Raw genomic sequence first — 19,695 nt, 5'->3', positions numbered from 1 at the left:
CTCCCTGCGCTAAAGCGACAGGGCTTCCAAACGTATCGAGGTATTTTCCGTGAGTACCCCCGATCGCACCGACCTCGCCCGTATCCGTTACGAAACCGCCAAAGACCTCTTCGAGCGAGGTCAGTATCGAGATGCCGTCACCTTACTCGACCAAGCCTGTGCCTTAGTCGATCGCGGCACGCCTCTCGGCGGCGAAATCCAAATCTGGCTCGTCACCGCCTATCAAGCCGTAGGCGACCTCAAAGCCGCCACCCGCCTATGTCGCAAGCTATCGCGACATCCCCACATCACCACTCGCCAACAAAGCCGCCGTCTGTTGGCAATTCTCGAAGCGCCCCGTTTGGCCATGCGTCCCGAGTGGAACGTCAACATCCCCGATTTAAGCAGCCTCGAAGAAAGTACCGCCAGCGATCGAAAAGGCTCGAATCGTCCCCTCAAACGCAAACCCCGCCCCTTACCGCCACCCAAACCCATCGATCCCAGCGAAATCAACACCCAAGACAATCGATTTGTCTGGGTGGCTCTCCTGGCGAGTCTGGCGATTTTGTCGTCGCTTCTGTGGTTGGCGTGATGGGGTGATGGTGCGATCGGGGTGATGGGGAGAAACTGTCAATTGTCAAGTTTTTACGGCAAATTTTTACGGCAAAATTTGCGTGAGATTGAGGTTTTCCTGAACCAATTCCGTCAAATCCTCGAGGAGGGTTTCTCGTTGTTCGCGATAGCTGGGAATTCCCGTCGGTAACGCCTTGAGACCCCGTTGTTGTCGCAGGCGGTTCAACCAGGCTCGCCGCCAAGGACCGCTATCGAAAATGCCGTGAAGGTACGTTCCCCACACAGACTGATACTTATCGACAACTCCCAAACTTTCATCGTCGAACAGCGGTTGAAATTCCTCCCCGTCCGCCATCTGAGTACGACCGCGATGGATTTCGTAACCGACGACGTGCAGTCCCTTTTGGGGATAGGCCGACGTAACCGCTCGCTGGCGGGCGATTTTGTTCGTCGTAATCACCGTTTTCATCGGTACTAAATCCAATCCTTTATATCGCCCTTCCACACCTTCGATTCCTTCCGGGTCGGCGACGGTTTGACCGAGCATCTGAAACCCGCCGGCCATCCCTAAAATCGTGCCGCCAGCGGAGACGTAATCCTTGAGTTCTTCCACCATTCCCGTTTCTTGTAACACCAACAAATCGGCAATGGTCGATCGCGTCCCCGGTAAAATCACGGCATCGGGATAACCGATCGATTGCTTGGGCGAAACATATTTGACGTTGACGCTGGGTTCGGCTTCCAGGGGGTCGAAATCCGAAAAATTGGTCATGCGGGGCAAGCGTACCACTTTCAACGTCACATCGTTGTTTCCCCGATGGGTGTGGCGTTCGAGGGGACTTAACGTTTCGCGGTTCGAACGGGCAACTTCACTCGAAGGAATCACCCCCAACACCGGGAGTCCCGTCCGTTCTTCCAACCAATCGAGACCCGGTTGCAGCAAGACCCGCGAACCTTGCCATTTATTGACGACGATACCGCGCAGCAACCCTCGCTCGAAAGAGTCCAGCAGTTCCAGCGTTCCCAACACCTGCGCCAGTGCGCCGCCTCTTTCGATATCGACCACTAACAGCGTCGGCGAGTTGAGATAGCGCGCGACTTTCATGTTCGACAGGTCGCAGCGTTTGAGGTGAATGTCAGCGACGCTCCCAGCACCTTCACAGACGAGGGCGTCGAACTCCGCCGTCAGTTGGTCGAGACAGTTCCGCACCACCGTCCAACCGTCGTTTTCGGCCCAACTACAAAAGTCCGTCACGGAAATCGTACCGCCTCCTTTGCCTTTGACGAAGGGTTTGAAGGAGTTGTCGCCTTTGGGTTTGAGTAAGACGGGATTCATTTCCACGGCGGGAGAAATCCCGGCCGCCCAGGCTTGCAGGGCTTGGGCGTATCCCATTTCTCCGCCGATTTCGGTCAAATAAGATTGCGAACTGAGGGTGACGCTTTTGAAGGGCGCGACGCGAATGCCTCGACGAGCGAGAATACGACAAATCGCGGTCGTGAGTACTGATTTTCCGGCTTGAGATGTCGTACTGACGACCGTAATCGCTTTCATGGCGACAACCTTTTTCAGTGAACAGCGAACAGGTGTAGGGTGCGTGACTTGAAAAATCGGGTGTCCAACCTGAAACTGAGAAATCGTCACACACCGACAAGGTACACCGCCAACATACTCCTGTTCTCCTTATTTTCTCGAATGGTGAGCTAGAGACAGAAGGCTCGAAGAGAAACTGCGCTGTACTCTCACAAATCGAAGTCTCGAACAGTTTCGGGGATATTTGTCGTTGTCGCTAACATCTTACACGCGATTTTTCGCGATGTCAGGCGGGTAGCGCCTGCGGACTGGCTGGGAAATTCAAGGGTGGGTTGGGACTCGCCGAGATTGTCAATCTGATTTCCTTCGATTTCCTTCAATTTCCATTGAACGTTGTCGATGAAATGTTGTATAATGGGAATGATGTGCGGTTAAATGGCGTGTCTCGCTTCTTCACATATAGCCCGATCGCGCCGAACCGTTTGAGTGAAAGCTTTTTCAACACTGTTGTTTCAACACTGTTTTTTTAAAACGGTTTTTTAAAACGGTTTTTTTAAAACGGTTTTTTTCAAAACTCTTTTTTTAACGCCTCTCGACTTCGATCGACCCCCTTCAATCGATCGAGGTGACGCGAGACAACCGCAGACGCAGCCAGGCATCGCGCCAATAACGGTGCGGACTTGGCCTCGCTGAACGTCGAGATTCAAGTTTCGTTTCACCCTGAATATCGAGCATGGCAATCTTACACGGCAGTTGGCGCGATCGCGAATCCCGGTTCTTTCTCTGGGGCGAAACTTGGCGTCGGTTAGACCCCACGGTGTCCTCAGAAGAAGACATCGCAGACAACCCCTTCGCCCTGGAGGGCGAGGAACTGCAAGACTTGCTCGATCGCCTCCGTCAAACCCACCAACTGGCGGTAACAGAACCGTTTCAGCCCGCGTCGCCAATTCTGTTGCTGCCCAGCCAAACCCGCGAGGGGGGCGATGGCGTTCCTCAACATTCCGCCGCCCCCTCCGCAGGCGAACTCACGCTACATCCCTGGCGCGTCGCAGGATTCAGCCTCGACCCCGCCCAAGCGGTGGAATTCCTCCACAGCCTGCCCTTGGGACAACTGACGGAAACCGAGTCCTTCGTCGGGGCGGATTTACAATTTTGGTCTCACGTGGCGCGGTGGACCCTGGATTTACTCGCCCGAGGTAAATTCCTCCCCGGCTTGCGGGTTCGCCCAGACGGTTCCCTCGAAAGCCTCTGGCAACCCCTCCTCGACAGTGCCACCGATACCGATCGCTTCCACCGTTTCGCCAAACAAATGCCGGGAAGCTGTCGCGCCTATCCCGACGCCGAAACGGGAGTTCCGCCGACGCCCCAAACCCTGCTGCGCCGTTTCCTCGAAACCTTCACCGACACGCAAGTTCGGCAACATATGGGAGACGTACCGTTACCGCCTCTCAATTCTCCCGTGAAAGACTGGTTGGAGTCGTTGAGTCAAGCCTCGCCGCGCGTGAATTTAGGACTCAAACAAGCCGAACCTCTCGCCACCGCCTTGAATAGCTGGATAGCCCCGGTGAGTTCGGCGTTGTCCGGGGAAAACCAGTTTCGGACGGCGTTTCGACTGCAACCCCCGGCGGAAAACGGCAAAGATTGGCGGTTGGATTTTTACCTGCAAGCGGCGGAAGACCCGGAATTTCTCGTTTCGGCCGATACCATATGGAATCATGCCGTCGATCGCCTCGCGGTGCGCGGACGGGAGATCGATCGACCCCAGGAAACCCTGTTAAGCGGGTTGGGGTTGGCGTCCCGTCTCTATCCCACCCTGGAAGCCGCCTTACAAACCCCTCGCCCCAAAGGATGCGATCTCGATCCGATTCAAGCTTACGAATTCCTCAAAAGCACCCGCTGGCGGTTTCAAGAAAACGGCTTGGGGGTGGTGTTACCGCCGAATTTGGAAAATGTCGAAGGTTTATCGGGACGGTTGGGGTTGGTGGTTCGCGCCGAACCGCCCAAGAAAGGGGCAAAATTGGGATTGAAAGGGTTGCTGGATTTCCAATGGGAGTTGAGTCTCGGCGGTAAAACCCTCTCCAAAGCGGAGTTCGATCGACTTCTCACCTTGGGAAGTCCCCTCGTGGAAATCGAGGGCGAATGGGTAGAACTCCGCATGGCGGACGTGAAAGCCGCCAACGAGTTTTTCGACAAACGCCAAGACGACTTATCCCTCTCTCTCGAAGACGCCCTTCGCATCGGAACCGGAGGCGACACCCAAACCCTGGGGAAACTCCCCGTTGTCCGCTTTGAAGCCAGCGGACATCTACAAGCCTTGATGGATACCATCGCCGGGAAACGCCGCCTGGAACCTATCGCCGCCCCGGAGAAGTTTCAAGGGGAGTTGCGCCCCTACCAAGCCCGAGGTGTGGGTTGGCTGGCGTTCCTCGAACGCTGGGGTTTGGGGGCTTGTTTGGCGGACGATATGGGGTTGGGGAAAACCATTCAAACCATCGCCTTTTTGCAGCATTTGCAGGAACGGGGCGATCTCGACGGGCCTACATTATTAATATGTCCGACCTCGGTGTTGGGGAACTGGGAACGGGAGGTGAAGAAATTCGGGCCTTCGCTGTCGGTGTTCGTCCACCACGGCGACAAACGCCCCAAGGGGCAAAGTTTCCTGAAAACGGTGAAACCGAAACATCTCGTCATCACCAGTTACGCCTTGGTGCATCGGGATTTGAAGGATTTACAGAAAATCGACTGGCGGGTGGTGGTTCTCGACGAGGCGCAAAATGTGAAGAACCCGGATGCGAAGCAGTCGAAGGCGGTGCGTCAGTTGGAAACTCAGTTTCGGGTGGCGCTGACGGGGACGCCTGTGGAAAACCGTTTGTCGGAGTTGTGGTCGATTTTGGATTTCCTGAATCCGGGGTATTTGGGAACGCCGACGTTTTTCAAGCGGCGGTTTGCGATTCCCATCGAACGGTATGGGGATACGGATTCGTTGCAAACGTTGCGATCGCTGGTTCAACCGTTTATTTTGCGCCGTTTGAAAACTGACAAGGACATTATTCAGGATTTACCGGAAAAGCAGGAAACTACGGTGTTCTGTTCGTTGACGGCGCAACAGGCGCGACGGTATCAAGAGTTGGTGGAGGAGTCGATGGCGAAAATCGAGTCTTCGGAAGGGTTGCAGCGTCGCGGCTTGGTGTTAGGGTTGCTGACGCAATTGAAGCAAGTTTGCAACCATCCGGAGTTGTTGGGGTTGAAGAACCGCAAGAACAAATCGGCGATTCTCGATCGAATGGCGGGGGGTTCGGGAAAGGTGCAGCGGTTGGAGGAACTTCTCGAGGAATCTATTGCGGAGGGCGATCGCGCTTTGATTTTTACGCAATTCGCTGAATGGGGAAAAGTGTTGAAAGCCCATTTGGAAAAACGGTTGGGGCGCGAAGTGCTTTATTTGTACGGGGCGACGCGCAAAGCGCAACGGGAAGCTATGGTCGATCGATTCCAACAAGACCCTCAAGGACCGCCGGTTTTTATTCTTTCGTTGAAAGCGGGAGGAACGGGGTTGAATTTAACGCGGGCGAACCATGTGTTTCATTTCGATCGCTGGTGGAATCCGGCGGTGGAAAATCAAGCCACCGACCGGGTGTTTCGTATCGGACAAACTCAAAACGTTCAAGTTCATAAGTTTGTCAGTACGGGAACCTTGGAGGAGAAAATTCACGACCTCATTGAAAGTAAGCAAGCCTTGGCGGAACAGGTGGTGGGTTCTGGGGAATCCTGGCTGACGGAACTCGACACCGATCGCTTGCGGAATTTACTGTTACTCGATCGCCGTGCGATCGTGGAAGAAGACGAGGCTTGAACACTTTGTTTTTGTGGCGTTTTTTTTGATTTCTATTGAGTCTTTAATGCCGAAGATTGTCGGGAAAAACAGCCGTTGTCCCGACGCCTAAATTTTTGAAATACTTCAAGAGAAACTATGACTTACAACCTTTCAGAGATTAATCCAGAGCGCGAATGGTGGGTACAACAATGGCTCGATTTACTCGATAAATATCGATTTAAGAAACGTTTAAAACGGGGTCGAAATTACGCCCGAAAAGGAAACGTTCTCAGCATCAACTTCAAAGACCAAAAAGTTCTCGCCGACGTACAGGGAACCGAAGACGAACCCTATCACATTTCTCTGTGGTTAGATACCTTTTCTGAGGAAGATTGGGAATTCGTCATCAATACTTTGTCAGAACAGGTAATTTTTTCCGCCAAACTGTTGTCGGGAGAAATGCCAACAAATATTGAAGATGTCTTTGCTGCGAACGGATTGCGGCTGTTTCCGTTCAGTTTACAAGAGATTCGATCGCGCTGTTCTTGTCCCGACAAAGCTAACCCTTGCAAACATATTATCGCCGTGTATCATTTACTGGGCGATCGCTTTGCAGAAGATCCGTTTTTGTTATTTCAATTGCGGGGACGGACTAAGGAACAAATTATCGCAGCTTTGCGGGAACGTCGCGCGGGAGAAAACGCCGATTCTGCCCCGGTAAAAGTTTCCCAAAAAGCAGAAGAAAAACCCATCGAAATCGATAATTTTTGGGAATATAAAACGCCGCTAGATTCCTCATTAGTGGTGATTAGTCCGCCGCTGCAAGACGAAACCGTTTTAGACATTCTGGGATTAATTCCCTTTTCTAACGGAAACGGCGGAACCTCCTTAGCGAAGCAGGCGGCGGTGAGCGAACAGGTTCGGGATTATTTGAAACAGGTGTACGCGACGGTGAGTCAAAATGCCATTTCTGCGGCGATGGAAGGCGGGAAATCGAGTCTTTGAAAGTCCGTTAAAATTACGGAACGAAACCCAACATCTCAACGGGTCTTTGTTGGGTTTCACCGTTGCCACCTAACCCACACTTCAGACTCGTCGATTTCTCGAAAATCAGCTAATACAGAAGCCGAATTCCAAATACTGGTTTTGCTGAACCTGACAATCCTCCCGGGGTGAGGGCTTCTTGAAACCTAGCTTATCGGGAACGGATTCCGTATAAGCTAAAATATAGATACCGTAGATCGGTTCGCCGAGTGACACGAGACTCCCATGAAAACGAAAACTTTGACGGCTCTAATTTATAAAGAAGACGATATGTATGTTGCAGAATGCCCCGAAGTTGGCACTGCCGATCGAGGGGAAACAATCGAAGAAGCTTTAGCCAATCTCAAGGAAGCCACAAGACTTTATCTCGAAGAGTCTAATCTTCCCGAAACCAGCCCTCGATTTGTCACCAGTATCGAAGTCAGTTATGCCGAGACTGCCTAGAGTATCCAGTCAGAACGCTATAAAAAGTCTAAAACGCTTAGGATTTTATGAATCGAGGCAAACTGGCAGCCATGTCGTGCTTAAGAAAGCGTTGGATAATGGAGAGATTGTTTGTGTCATGCCGCTACACAGAGAATTGAAAAACAGAGAATTGAAAATAGGTACGCTGAGTAACGTTTTACGACAAGCACAAGTTACGGTAGATGATTTTATCGACCATCTATAAATGGTATTAAAACCTATCGATCGAACCCTCTAAAACCGGTTCAAACTCCCGATTGGGCGTCCACTGAATCGCCCCATCAACATCAAGTCGAAACACCGAAACTCCCATCTCCTCAAATTTCGCCTTCGCCGCATCGTTGATATCAGACGCCAAAATTGCGATCGACGGATTCAAAACCTCCAACAATCGTACATCAAGCGATCGACCCCAAAAACACACCACCGACACCGCCGACAACTCCCCCGACGCCAACAACCTCTCCTGTTCCTCCCGCGTCGCATCCCCCAAAATCGCCCAAGTTTCCCCTCCCCCCGACAACCGCAACATCCCAGACTGAGACAAAACAGATTTCATCTCGAACTTTTCAACCCGAATGTTCTCAAATTCCTCAAATTCCCCACCCTCCAACCCGTAAACCCCAGTCTCCGGTAACATCTCCCCCAGCAAATCCCAACCTTCCCCATCCGACATCGCCACCACCATCTCCAGTTGGTTCACCCCTTCACTTCGCAAAAACGGTAACACCGCATATCGCGTATTATCCTCATCTCCCCCGTGAACCAGCATCGTCTTCCATCCCTGCTGTAACACCATCGAAGGCTGTTCCCGCGTCGCCAACACCGTCACCCGCCGCAAATTCGCCTTTTCCCCCACCGCAGGAACCACCACAATCGCCATCGCCGCGAGACACAAACTGAAAAATCCCGCGAATTTGGGAAACTTGGGTTTTTCCCGCGAGGAAATCCACCAAACCATCCCGAGAATTCCATAGAGAATCGCAACTTGTAACACCGAGATTTTATCGACAGCGATCGCCGTTTTGGGAAGCATCGAGAAAAACTCCACAATTTGCAAAAGTCCCCGAATCGGATAAGTTAATCCCCAAGCAATAAAACTTCCCGCAGGCGGAAACACCAACGCCGCCAACCCACTAACAAATCCCCCCAACGTCACCAGCGCCAAAAACGGCGTCGTCACCACGTTTACCACAACGCTATACACAGGCATTTGTCCGAAAGTGTACAGTTGAAGCGGTAACGTCCAAACAATCGCCGCCACAGGAACCGCCAGTAACGGCGAAACCACCGGAGGAAGCCAATCCAACCGCTTCACCAACGGCGGAACCGTCACCACCAACCCCAGCGTCGCCAAAAAACTCAACTGAAAGCCCAAATCCCGAATCCACAACGGATTCACCAACAGCAGCAACGTCGCCGCCACTAACAACGCCCCCACCGGATTGACGCGGCGTCGCGTCGCCAACCCCAGCAACCCCGCCAAACCCATCAACGCCGCCCGCAACACCGACGGTTGAAATCCCACCAAACCGACATAGAGTAGTAGCGTGGCACTTCCCAGGAAAAATTTCGATCGATCGCCCAAATTTCGCCCAACGCCCAACACCGCCCCCAAAATCAGCGAAACATGGAACCCCGACGCCGCCAACGCATGGGCTAACCCCACACGAACGAATCGATCGCGCACGTCGTAAGGTAAATCTACCGCCCGTCGCCCCAACACCATCGCACTCAATAGCGTTCCCTCGGGAACCCCCAGCCGTTCCACTTGCGTGCGGACGATGCGCTGTCGCAACTGCCACCATCCCCACCCAGACGTTGCCGTAGCGGTATTCCAGTCGATCGAATCCCCCTTCAAACCCGCAAAAATGCCTTTTTTAGCCAAATAAGCCCGGAAGTCGAAACCGCCCGGATTTCGCGGCGCTGGCGGATCGTACAAATACCCCGAAATCGAGAGTTCCTGTCCCGGTGTCAACCCCGTTCCCTGCAAAATCGGAACCGTGACGTAGAGCTTTCCCGAGACGGTTTGCGGCTGTTCCTCAGTAAAAATCGCCCGCGTCTCGAACACGAAGCGAACGTTTTGCTCTCGATTGAGAGTGGGGGTTTCGACGACTGTACCGCGAACCGTCACCTCATTTCCCGCATACCGACTCACATCCATCGCTGTCGGTTGTGGAACCCGAAACAGAAAATACAGCGTCGCCGCAAATCCCACCAACCCCGCCGCAATCCAAACTTCCGCCCGAGGTCCCGTCCGCCAAAACCAGGGTATCGCCGCCGCCAACAGACAGCCCCCCGCCAGCCAAACATACGGAATTCCCGGCCATTCCGCCAACAACACGCCGAAAATAAAGGCCAGTAGTAGAACGTACCCCGAACTTCGCACTTGGAAGGATTAGCCAAAATTCAACAGCATCGTAGGGTGCGTGACTTGAAAAATCGAGTGTAAATGGTTAAACCGAGAAATCGTCACGCACCGCTAATATACATCGCCAAAATACAAGGGTGCGTGACTTGAAAAATCGGGTGTAAATGGTTAAACCGAGAAATCGTCACGCACCGCCCATGTATACCGCCAACTCCAACAATTAACCCAAAGACAGACCGAATTTAATACCGAGAATCGTGTGAACCACGAGAAGCAGCATCAAGGTACTCCCAATGTAGGCGTGAGTCATGCGGAGGTCAGCATTATTCCCCCAAAAATTTCGGCGAGAGCTGATACCCTGTACGAACAGCAACACCAACACCATCGTTCCCGTCCAAAAGTGAGGACTGGAGAACACGGGTTCCTTCTGAATGGCTAACGAAAGGACGCCTCCCGTGTATCCGAGAAACATAAATACTTCCATCAAAGGGGCGAGTTTACGGTGACTCGAGCGACTTTGCATCGAGGTTTCTTTATCCTCCGCGAGTCGTCCTCGCCATCCGGTCCAAGCCACGAAGCTACCCATCACCACAACGACAATCCCCATCATGACGGGGTGTCCCCATTGGGTGACGACATCGGGAATTCCCATATCGCGAAAAGGCGCCGCGATCGGTTCTAGCAATTCGTTCGGGTTCATAACGTCTTTCCTAGTTCTCCTCAAAGTCAAATTTCATTGTAGGGGAGTTGAGGAGGTGATGAGATGAGAAAATGTAGTTGAAATGCGATCGCTCCGCTTACTGCGTCACCCCTCATCCCCTCATCCCCTCATCCCCTCATCTCATCGGAAAGCCCAGTTGTTCCCGCTGTTCCAGGTACAGGTGGGCGACGCGTCGGGCGAGGTTGCGAATGCGTCCGATGTAGCGAGTCCGTTCGGTGACGGAAATAACCCCTCGGGCGTCGAGGAGGTTGAAGGTGTGGGAACACTTGAGAACGTAGTCGAGACTGGGGAGAACTAAGCCTTTTTCCGCCAGTTGTGCGGCTTCCTGTTCGTACAACCCGAAGAGGGTAAACAGCATTTCCGGGTTGGACGCCTCGAAGTTATAGGTACATTGTTCGATTTCCCCTTGAAGGTGAACGTCGCCGTAGTTGACGGTATCGGTCCACTGAATTTTAGTGAAGGCTTCTACGTCTTGGAGGTACATGGCGAGCCGTTCGAGGCCGTAGGTGATTTCGATCGAAACGGGTTTGCAGTCGATTCCACCACACTGTTGGAAATAAGTAAACTGCGTGATTTCCATGCCGTCAAGCCACACTTCCCAACCGACGCCCCACGCCCCCAGTGTTGGGGATTCCCAGTTGTCTTCCACGAAGCGGATATCGTGGTCTTCGGGGTGGATTCCCAGGGCTTTGAGGGAATCGAGATACATCTCCTGAATGTTGTCGGGGGAGGGTTTGATGAGGACTTGATATTGGTAGTAATGCTGGTAACGGTTGGGGTTTTCGCCGTAGCGTCCGTCTGTGGGGCGGCGACAGGGTTCGATGTACGCCACCGCCCAGGGTTCGGGACCGATCGCTCTCAGGAAGGTATGGGGACTCATGGTTCCCGCCCCTTTCTCGGTATCGTAGGGTTGGGCGATGAGACAGCCTCGATCGCTCCAAAATTTGTGCAGGGTGAGAACGAGAGATTGAAAGTTCATTCGGTGACTTGGCGTTGAATTCGGCTTTTCTATTGTTGCTCAAGGGGATGTTCTCCACAATCGCCTCGAGGGGGACGACCGGGCCATCGACTCGCCATCCGCCAGAATTTGTAAATTTTTACGACGAAAAAGCGCCGTTTCTGTAAAATCCCAAACCCCGACGCGATAGATTTAAAGGAGACCTTAAAATTCCCCAAACTAGGGCGCGATCGATAGACGAATTTCAGTGAATTTGTTAACTTAGAAAAAATACCGCGATCGCGTTTTCAACTTTTTGTTTGAATTTCCTCGATCGTCTGCTTTCTTGAATTCCTGAGTGGGAGTGAGTTCACTGGCTCTCGACTCCTCTAAATCCACAAGCGATTCCCGATTTTGCCGTCTCGCCGCAAAATTCCGGAATTCGAGCCTTTGAGTGCAAAAAAATACCGATGAAACCCAAGCCACTTCAGTACGTCTCTTCTGGATTGCGTCAGTTGCTTCCATACACCCTGTTGGGGGCGATCGTCTTTGCCGGACTTTCGGGATCTCAGTTTTCTCAGTTTAACGTCTTTTTGAGAGGATACTTCGTTCTATTAGCCGTCCAATTCGGCATCGTCGCCATCTATTTTGGTCAAAAACGGCTCAAAAAATGGCGCAACTTAAAATGGCGTCAGGGCGATTCTTTTTAGGCAGTTTGAATTATCCAAAAATGAGTTTAGAGTCACGGATTATGGCACTCAAAGAAGAACAAATCGTGAAAAACAAAAATGTTGCGATCTTACTCACGTTTTTCTTAGGATGGCTGGGAGTTCACAAGTTTTATTTAGGCCAAAATTTTGCAGGGTTATTATACCTGCTTTTTTGCTGGACGGGTATTCCAGGGCGGCTGGCAATCTTCGATTTTATCGGATTGCTCTTAATGTCAGACTCCGCCTTTAACGCCCGGTATAATCACATGGTTACGGTGGTGCAAAATAATCCCGTGATGACATCTTCTCCAGGGAAAACGAGAAGTGCCACCGAAATTACTCGCGCGTTATCCGACCTTAAAAAACTCTACGAAGTCGGGGCGTTGACAGCGGAAGAGTATGAAGAAAAACGTCAAAAACTGCTAAAAGAGCTATAACAAAAACTATCATTTCTAGTCGTTTCGAGAACTGAAAGCCGTGTCTCAAAAATCCCCGTTTGTTAAAGTCCCGCAATGGGTTTGGTGGTCGTTTGTTCCCGCCTTTGGAGGATTGGCACTCGTTTATGCTGGCTCGAAAGCGAAAGTCAATAAATGGATTTACCTGGGTGCCGGATTTACTGCCTGTTCTTTTATTTTATCAGAATCGGAAATTGTCGGGTTACTTTGGATCGGACAAATTGTGACATCGTTTTTCCTAAAAAACGACTATTTGGTAAAAATGGGTCGCCAAGAACCTGCGATTTCGGGTGAAAGCAATTCATTTCGAGAACTCACTCTTTCGGGACAAAAAATCGATCTGAATAACTGTTCTAAAGACGATCTGGTTCGTCGTTTGGGAATCCCCATCGTGTACGCCAACGATATCGAAACGCTACGCAGTGAAGGGTATTTATTTACTCATATCGAAGAACTCAACGAAATTGTGGGAATTCCTACAGATATGCTCCAAAAAATCGAACCCTTTGTCACTTTTGGCTATTATCCCAGTCAAGAAGAAGAGGTATCCTGGCGTCGTTTGAATACGTTTTCAGTTGAGGAACTGATGGTAGCGGGACTCGATCGCACAGTGGCGCTCACTATCGTCCGAGAACGCCAAAATGGGGAGTTTAAATCGGTAATGGATATCAAACGCCGGACGAATTTACCGCTGAAAGCGTTTCAGCATTTGATTTAAGTGGTTTTTGAGGGGTCTGTAAAATTTCAGATACCCGGCATCTTCAAGATGCCGGGTATCTAGTTTTGCGTCTAGCGGTTTAAGGTTGCCAAAACCGCGAAAAACTCGATTATTTAAACAAAACGCGCCAAACGATGACGCCTGTAATGCTGAGATAACCGATAACCGTTACCCAATCAACCCAACTTCCTGCAATGGTCGTTTCGTCCATCAGCAAACCTCCCTGAAATTGACTTAAATTAAATTAAACGCTGCTAAATTAAATGCTGCAACACTTCAACCAGCCGACGGCGGAAAAAGCGATCGTTCTCTTCGTACCACGATCGACCCCGTTTTCCAAATTCTCGTCGCTTGGCCTCATCGTACCCCCAAACGGTTTCTAAGGCTCGTTCCAGGGTCGATTTTGTCACGTTGTACTTCGTTCCCCACAGGTGCGGTTCGGTGGAGTCGTACTCCGCCAACACCCCCCGTTCCGGCCTTACAATTTCGTTCATCGGCGGCGCGTTCGTCGTGACTGTCAATGCTTCACAACTCATGGCTTCCACCAGACGATGACCGAATCCTTCCATTTGCGTGGGGTAAACCTGGATTCCGTGGCGGTTGAAATAGGTGACGAGGGTTTCCTCGGAAACGATGCCTTCGATATAGTCGATATTGTCCGCCTTGAAGTCCGACGGTGGCGGTTGCTGGCGGACTAGGGTTAATTGGGGAAAGTCGGGACGCGATCGCCACAAGTCTAACAATACCGTGGTTCCCAGGCGAGAACTGGTGGTTCCTAGATGAAAACAGCGATCGTAATTGGGGGAAATATCGCGGCGAGATCGATCGAAACTACTAAAACTAATAAATTCCGTCGGCGCCAAGGGCGAAAACACCGCTTCGGCTAAATGGGTTTTACATAAAATCGCGTCGAATTGCGATAAATAGGGTTTCCACTCCTGGCGAAACCATTCTTGATTGGGAATCAAACAATTTTTGCGGGCGAAGGGAAACCAGCGAGGTACCACATCTTCAATAAAAAGGTTGATATCGTAGCGGGGACGCTGGCGTAGGGTTTGACTCGTCCATTGTTCGACTGCGGTGGTGAGGCGGCGGACTTTGTGAGGGAGACTCGGCTTTCCGACTGCGTAATAACTGACTGAAAAACCTGCGGCTTCGAGAATTTTCGCTAGGAGTTGCGTATCTCGAGTCAATCCGGAACCGTTATCGCGGCCGATGAGGTTTACAGAGATCCCACGTGGCGTCATTTGTTGTTTTCTCCAGTTTGTTGTCCCCAATTCAGACTCGAATCTGTTGCTAAAGCTCCCGATGGCGTATCCTCTACCGCAGGAGAGAATTTTGGCAAGGGGAAAGCGATCCCCGAGGTGGATCGATCTCTACCCTACAACCGACAGACGCGGTAAGATTCGATCGACTACCATCGAACATACTGTCAACCCAATCACAACTCGGGACATATCTAGTTTCCTCTGCGAAGGGTCGCACTTTCGCAGTTTGATTAGGAGATCGACTGATGTTAGCAAACATCTCGAAGCCAGCTATCGGCGATAGTGCTGAAACCCTGGCCGACTGTGCGGGTGTCCTCCTGACAACTCGAAGTATTGTCTTGAGACACCTCCTCAAACAAAGCTGGATTTGGCAAGTTCCCCCCGTCGGACAGTGGGTCGTCCGACAGGCGTTGAGAACCGCGAGAACCCCCGCCGATGGCGCGATACAGTGCGACTGTCGGCGCTACGGCGAACTCGTGGAACTGGTTCGCGCCATCGTCTGCGATCGCGCCTTGCTGTCTCCGCTGATGGAACGATATCCCGCCATCGCCCGAATTGTCGAACAACTCGATCGCGATCCCTGGCTGAAAGTGGAAATCGCCAGTTACTACGCCGACAAACTCCGAGAACTCGAAAACCGCGAACGAGATTCGGTGGCGTCCCGGTAGCGACGAGGAAGTTTGTGGGCTATCATCGAAAATTTTGGGTTTGAAACCCCGCCCTTCTAGGGCGGCTTTACAGTACAATGGACGTGAATGGTTAAACTGGCTAACGAAACCCAAGTTAGTAAGTTTGCCTAAAACTCCAATTGAATGGGAATTTTGGCGGTGGGACACACCGTTACAGCCTGTGAAGCGAGTGTAAGACTTGAAGGATCTCGATCCGGAGAGCCACTGCGAAAAACTCGAGAGAGAAGGAAGCAGGAACCCAAATCGCGAGGTTTGGGAATCACCGTCCTTCCTTCGGCGGTGAGGATGTCAACGGTCACAGTCGCCCGTGCAACTCCCACGCGCGATCGACCTGTTCTAGATGTTTCTAACGCTGCTAAATCGATCGTGAACGACAGCTACGATTCTCTGTACGTCGGCCTCGTCCGCAACCTTGCCAAACGCAAGCGACAAGCACTCTCTGAGGAACTCGGAACCCTCATCGACGCCATCCAAAACGAAGGCTACACCTTCGCCGACCTCATCGGCGCCACCCGCGACATCATCCGCCGCCAAAAGTCGGGAGGCTACTGGGACGACTGTACCAACGACCTCGATCGCGCTTTCGAGTCCGCGCTGAAAGCCCAAGAAAGCCGCGAGTCTCGGGATGTTCGAGAAAGTTTAACCTCCCGCGAACCGCGCACTGAGGAGGATTGGCGCGAACGGGACAACCCGATTACGGGTTAACGGCCGTTTAAATTCAGAAAATCCCCTAACGCCTCCACCATGCGAGGCGGCCAGCGACGCACCTGCGCCACCCACTCTAAATCGCCGTAGCGGGAATCCAACCCGTAAGCCGCCACCCAGTTACTTTCGGCTTCTCCGAGACTTCCTTTCGCCCACAAACTGGCTGTCAACGCCGCCCGCATATCTGCAAACTGGGGGTAACGACGCACGATATTTTTCATGCGACGCACCGCTTCGTCAGTTTCTCCAATTTGATAGAGGGCTAAAGCGCAATTGGCGCGGGCGAAGGCGAAATCTGGGGCGATTTCCACAGCTTTTTGGTAATCTTCCACCGCCTCTTCCCAATTTCCCCGTCCGGCTTTGGCGTTTCCGCGATTGTTGTAGGCGGCGGGGTCTTCCGGAGAGAGTTCTAACACGCGGTTGTAATCGGCGATCGCATCGTCCCAGCGTTGTAAGGCTTCGTACACCGTTCCGCGATTGAGATAGGGGTCGGGAACCTCGGGGGCGAGTTCGATGGCTCGGTTATAGTCGGATAAGGCGGCCTCGAGGTGGTTTTGGCTGACGCGAACGTTACCGCGATTGCTCCAAAGGGCGGGATTTTCCGGAAAGCGATCGATGGCGTCGCTCCAGTCGTTTTCTGCTTCGGTAAAGTTTCCCTGTTGGCTCGATCGAATGGCTCGATCGAACAGATTTTCTAACTGCTCGAACTGGGTTTGAGTTAAATTACTTTGAGCTAAATTACTTTGAGCTAAATTACTTTGAGCTAAATTACTTTGAGCTAACGGTATCGAACCGTTAATTCCCAGCAACCCGAAACACCAAACCCACGCGATCGACACCGTTACGATCCAACCCACAACCCCATCTCCTCAACTTTTAACATTAACCTTTGACCTTCACGATTCTCACAATTAATTCTCACAATTAATTCTCACAATTAATTCTCACAATTAATCCTGATTGAATATTAATCCTGATTGAATCAGCGCGGTTCGCCGTCCTCCTGCGCCACGGGCAATTCTATAACGATTTCCGTTCCCGAAGAGAGATTGTCGTTGACGTATAGTTTGCCGCCGTGAGCTTGGACTACCACTTGATAACAGGTCGAGAGACCCAATCCCGTGCCTTTACCGACAGATTTGGTGGTGAAAAACGGATCGAAAACGCGATCGCGCACGGTTTCGGGAATTCCCGGCCCGTTGTCGCGCACCGCCACCCGCACCCACTCCGCTGAGAGCCGTTCGGTACGAAGGGTCAACTGTCCCGGCACTTCTAAGTCTTCTAAAACGTCCAGGGCGTTTTCAATTAAGTTGAAAAATACTTGATTGATTTGGCCGGGGCGACATTCGACTTCTGGCAAGGTTTCATCGTACTGTTTGCAAACTTTTAAATCTGATTTAAACCGCCGTTGGAGCATCACCAAACTGCTATCGAGACACTCATGTAAATCGACGGGTTTCAGTTCAGCTTCGTTGAGGTGAGAGAATGTTTGCAGGGCGTTAACTACGCTAGAAATGCGCTGGCTACCATCCTTCATGGATTTCATGACTTTAGGAAAATCTTCCCGAAGATAGTCGAAATCCAGGTCTTCTTTTAACTCCTCGACTTCCGCAATATCTAGCGTTTCGATTCCTTCTAAAAGGGAAGTTCCGTATTCACTAGCATAGTGAAGGTTTGCGAAAATGAAATTATTAGCGTTGTTAATTTCATGGGCGACACCGGCCGCCATTTTGCCCAATCCCGAGAGTTTTTCACTTTGAATGAGTTGCAGTTGCGTCGATTGCAGTCGATCGAGAGTTTGTCGCAACTCTTGAGCTTGAGCTTTCGTTTGAGTGTAGAGTTCCGACTGTTGTACGGCAATGGCCACCTGTTCGGCCAGTTGCGAGAGCAGTTCGATTTCCGTTGGTTTCCAAGGACGGGGGGACTCACAGGCTTGAGCCAGGAGCAACCCCCACAACTGTCGCGATTCCGAGAGTTCCCCCGAATCCGTCCGGCGAGTGACGATGGGAACGATGAGATTGGCTTTCACGTGGATGCGATGGAGAAAATTCCGGTGACAGACATCGAGTTCGGGATCGGTGTGAATGTCATCGATCGCCCGCACGCGCCCTTTCAGATACAGTTGAGCGTGTTCGCCGTGGAAACAGTCGTCGCGGGTTTCCTGGGTTAAAATCGACCACTCAGGACGGGCGACATCTTCCACCACCACTTCCCCCTGCCAACCCTCGACAAACTGATAAACTACCACGCGATCGGTCTCGAGGAGATCGCGAATTCCCGTGACAGCGGTTTGTAAAATTTCCGGTAAATCGAGACTGCGCCGCACGCGATCGGTCATCAACCGCAACAAGCTCTCTCGCTGGGCTTGAGCTTGAGATTTAGCGTACAAGTCCGCCTGTCCGATGGCAATGGCGAGTTGATCGGCCAGTTGCGTCATTAAGTGGCTTTCGCGAGTTTTCCAGCGTCGCGGGGCGCGACAGTGATGGGCGATGAGCAATCCCCAGAGTTGGGGGAGGTCGTTTCGCCTCGGTTTCCCCAAGAGAATGGGGACGATGAGATTGGCGCGAACTTGCAAGCGTTCGAGAAACTCCACGTGACAGCGATCGAGCTTGTCGTCAGCCTGCACGTCGTCAATGGCGCGAACGCGCCCTTCTCGATAGAGGTGGGCGTATTCTCCCGAAAAGCAGTCGTCAGCGCCCATATTGCCTAACACCGAAGTCCAGGGTCGAACCACATCCTCAACGACGACGCTACCGTGCCAGTTTTCGTGAAACTGGTAGATGACGACGCGATCGGCTTGTAACAACCGCCGAGCGCCTTGGACGGCAGTTTGGAGGATGGTTTGCGTGTCGAGAGTGTTGCGGACTTTGTTGGTTACGAGGCGCAGAAAAGCTTCCTGGGCGGCAGCGTCGCGAGTAGCTTTGTAAAGACGGGCGCGATCGATGGCGATACCCAGTTGTCGGGCGACCCCTTCGAGGAGTTGTTGTTCCCACGGTTGCCAGACGCGCTCGCGATCGCACTGATGCAGGCCGATAATGCCGTTGACTTCCCCTTGGTGGCGCGTGGCGATGGCCAGCATCGAGCGAATTTGCAGAGATTCCACGATTTGCAGAGACGCTTCCCCCAAACCGGGAAAATCACTGAAGCGTTCGACCGCTACCGCTTTCGTCGTTTCTTGCAATGCCTGTAAGTGGGCGTTGTCCTTCGGGTTGACTTCGATGCCCAATTGCGAGGGATAGTCCCCGTCGTTGTATTCCCCTCGGGTGACGAATAAGTTCCGGGCTTCTTCTTCCCGTACCAGAACGCTGGCGCGGTTGCACTTGAGGGTACGACAGAGCAACCGACAGGCGGTTGACAGCACTTCGTCTAAGTCGAGGGTACTGCTCAGTTGAACGTTAATTTCGTTAAGAAGCGTCGCCAGTTGGACTTGTCGTTCGAGTTCCGAGCGATCCGGACAGGAAGAAGGATTCTCGTCGATCGTCGTTTCTTCGGACGCCGCCTCTTCGGATTTCGGGGCGATGGCGTCGGTTGAAAGGATGAGATCGGAAGAAGAACCGGGGGAAGGCATAGGAATTTCTTGAACGAGGTTCTTGTGACATTGACGAACGACAATTCTGGGCTGCCTCAGCGCTGGGGTGAAGGGGTCGCGCCAATTTTCGAGTTGACACCCTCAGTGATTCGATCGAATCGATTGATTAAGCTTATTGTATCGTCATTA

General features: G+C 52.0%; 17 protein-coding genes. 10 read left to right on the top strand and 7 right to left on the bottom strand.

Annotation, left to right across the window (positions count from 1 at the left end):
- Positions 1–49: 49 nt before the first annotated feature.
- A complete protein-coding gene (locus tag ACP5D4_RS04710) occupies positions 50–571 on the top strand; it encodes a hypothetical protein (RefSeq protein ID WP_428010472.1) in 522 nt (173 codons plus the stop codon).
- Positions 572–637: 66 nt separating this feature from the next.
- On the opposite strand, the gene cobQ is transcribed toward ACP5D4_RS04710, so the two are convergent.
- Complete coding sequence (gene cobQ / locus ACP5D4_RS04705) at positions 638–2,104, bottom strand: cobyric acid synthase CobQ (RefSeq protein ID WP_428010471.1); 1,467 nt, start codon at positions 2,102–2,104, stop codon at positions 638–640.
- A 712-nt stretch (positions 2,105–2,816) separates the two neighbouring features.
- Between cobQ and ACP5D4_RS04700 the strand changes: the two genes are divergently transcribed.
- The 4 genes from ACP5D4_RS04700 to ACP5D4_RS04685 all read left to right on the top strand — a co-directional run bounded on the left by ACP5D4_RS04700 (position 2,817) and on the right by ACP5D4_RS04685 (position 7,608).
- Complete coding sequence (locus tag ACP5D4_RS04700) at positions 2,817–5,933, top strand: DEAD/DEAH box helicase (RefSeq protein ID WP_428010470.1); 3,117 nt, start codon at positions 2,817–2,819, stop codon at positions 5,931–5,933.
- 117 nt (positions 5,934–6,050) lie between these two features.
- The gene (locus ACP5D4_RS04695; RefSeq protein WP_428010469.1) at positions 6,051–6,899 is read left to right on the top strand and encodes an SWIM zinc finger family protein; all 849 of its coding nucleotides are present in this window, start codon (positions 6,051–6,053) and stop codon (positions 6,897–6,899) included.
- A gap of 264 nt (positions 6,900–7,163) precedes the next feature.
- Entirely contained in the window at positions 7,164–7,382 is a 219-nt protein-coding gene (locus ACP5D4_RS04690) for a type II toxin-antitoxin system HicB family antitoxin (RefSeq protein ID WP_428010468.1), read from the top strand.
- Positions 7,366–7,608 (top strand): type II toxin-antitoxin system HicA family toxin, encoded by a 243-nt coding sequence (locus ACP5D4_RS04685; protein ID WP_428010467.1) that lies wholly within the window; start codon positions 7,366–7,368, stop codon positions 7,606–7,608. The genes ACP5D4_RS04690 and ACP5D4_RS04685 overlap by 17 nt, the downstream gene beginning before the upstream one ends.
- Positions 7,609–7,614: 6 nt before the next feature.
- Here ACP5D4_RS04685 and ACP5D4_RS04680 read toward each other — a convergent pair whose 3' ends face one another.
- The 3 genes from ACP5D4_RS04680 to glyQ form a co-directional block, all read right to left on the bottom strand.
- The gene (locus ACP5D4_RS04680; RefSeq protein WP_428010466.1) at positions 7,615–9,792 is read right to left on the bottom strand and encodes a ComEC/Rec2 family competence protein; all 2,178 of its coding nucleotides are present in this window, start codon (positions 9,790–9,792) and stop codon (positions 7,615–7,617) included.
- A gap of 202 nt (positions 9,793–9,994) precedes the next feature.
- Entirely contained in the window at positions 9,995–10,474 is a 480-nt protein-coding gene (locus tag ACP5D4_RS04675) for a DUF4079 domain-containing protein (RefSeq protein WP_428010465.1), read from the bottom strand.
- A 136-nt stretch (positions 10,475–10,610) separates the two neighbouring features.
- Positions 10,611–11,474: a glycine--tRNA ligase subunit alpha gene (glyQ, locus tag ACP5D4_RS04670; protein WP_428010464.1), complete on the bottom strand. Its 864-nt coding sequence runs from the start codon at positions 11,472–11,474 to the stop codon at positions 10,611–10,613.
- A 428-nt stretch (positions 11,475–11,902) separates the two neighbouring features.
- Here glyQ and ACP5D4_RS04665 point away from each other — a divergent pair, with 428 nt between their 5' ends.
- From ACP5D4_RS04665 to ACP5D4_RS04655, 3 genes are read left to right on the top strand one after another with little or no spacing between them, the layout of a single operon-like run.
- On the top strand, positions 11,903–12,142 hold the full coding sequence (locus ACP5D4_RS04665; protein ID WP_428010463.1) for a hypothetical protein: 240 nt from the start codon (positions 11,903–11,905) through the stop codon (positions 12,140–12,142).
- On the top strand, positions 12,103–12,579 hold the full coding sequence (locus ACP5D4_RS04660; RefSeq protein ID WP_428010462.1) for an NINE protein: 477 nt from the start codon (positions 12,103–12,105) through the stop codon (positions 12,577–12,579). Before ACP5D4_RS04665 ends, ACP5D4_RS04660 begins: the two co-directional genes overlap by 40 nt.
- Before the next feature lie 40 nt (positions 12,580–12,619).
- Entirely contained in the window at positions 12,620–13,315 is a 696-nt protein-coding gene (locus tag ACP5D4_RS04655) for a helix-hairpin-helix domain-containing protein (RefSeq protein WP_428010461.1), read from the top strand.
- 254 nt (positions 13,316–13,569) lie between these two features.
- Here ACP5D4_RS04655 and ACP5D4_RS04650 read toward each other — a convergent pair whose 3' ends face one another.
- Positions 13,570–14,562 (bottom strand): glycosyltransferase family 4 protein, encoded by a 993-nt coding sequence (locus ACP5D4_RS04650; protein ID WP_428010460.1) that lies wholly within the window; start codon positions 14,560–14,562, stop codon positions 13,570–13,572.
- Between the two features lie 266 nt (positions 14,563–14,828).
- Between ACP5D4_RS04650 and ACP5D4_RS04645 the strand changes: the two genes are divergently transcribed.
- On the top strand, positions 14,829–15,251 hold the full coding sequence (locus tag ACP5D4_RS04645) for a hypothetical protein (protein ID WP_428010459.1): 423 nt from the start codon (positions 14,829–14,831) through the stop codon (positions 15,249–15,251).
- Between the two features lie 306 nt (positions 15,252–15,557).
- Complete coding sequence (locus ACP5D4_RS04640) at positions 15,558–15,977, top strand: hypothetical protein (protein ID WP_428010458.1); 420 nt, start codon at positions 15,558–15,560, stop codon at positions 15,975–15,977.
- Here ACP5D4_RS04640 and ACP5D4_RS04635 read toward each other — a convergent pair.
- Together ACP5D4_RS04635 and ACP5D4_RS04630 are read right to left on the bottom strand one after the other, a co-directional pair.
- Positions 15,974–16,834 carry a tetratricopeptide repeat protein gene (locus ACP5D4_RS04635; RefSeq protein WP_428010457.1) on the bottom strand — a complete coding sequence of 287 codons (861 nt, stop codon included), beginning with the start codon at positions 16,832–16,834 and terminating at the stop codon, positions 15,974–15,976. The genes ACP5D4_RS04640 and ACP5D4_RS04635 overlap by 4 nt on opposite strands.
- Positions 16,835–16,959: 125 nt before the next feature.
- On the bottom strand, positions 16,960–19,545 hold the full coding sequence (locus ACP5D4_RS04630; RefSeq protein WP_428010456.1) for a GAF domain-containing sensor histidine kinase: 2,586 nt from the start codon (positions 19,543–19,545) through the stop codon (positions 16,960–16,962).
- Positions 19,546–19,695: the final 150 nt, after the last annotated feature.

Source organism: Baaleninema sp., assembly GCF_049974805.1.
Classification (GTDB): Bacteria; Cyanobacteriota; Cyanobacteriia; order Cyanobacteriales; family Geitlerinemataceae; genus Baaleninema.
This window is presented reverse-complemented; position numbering and strand designations above follow the sequence as displayed.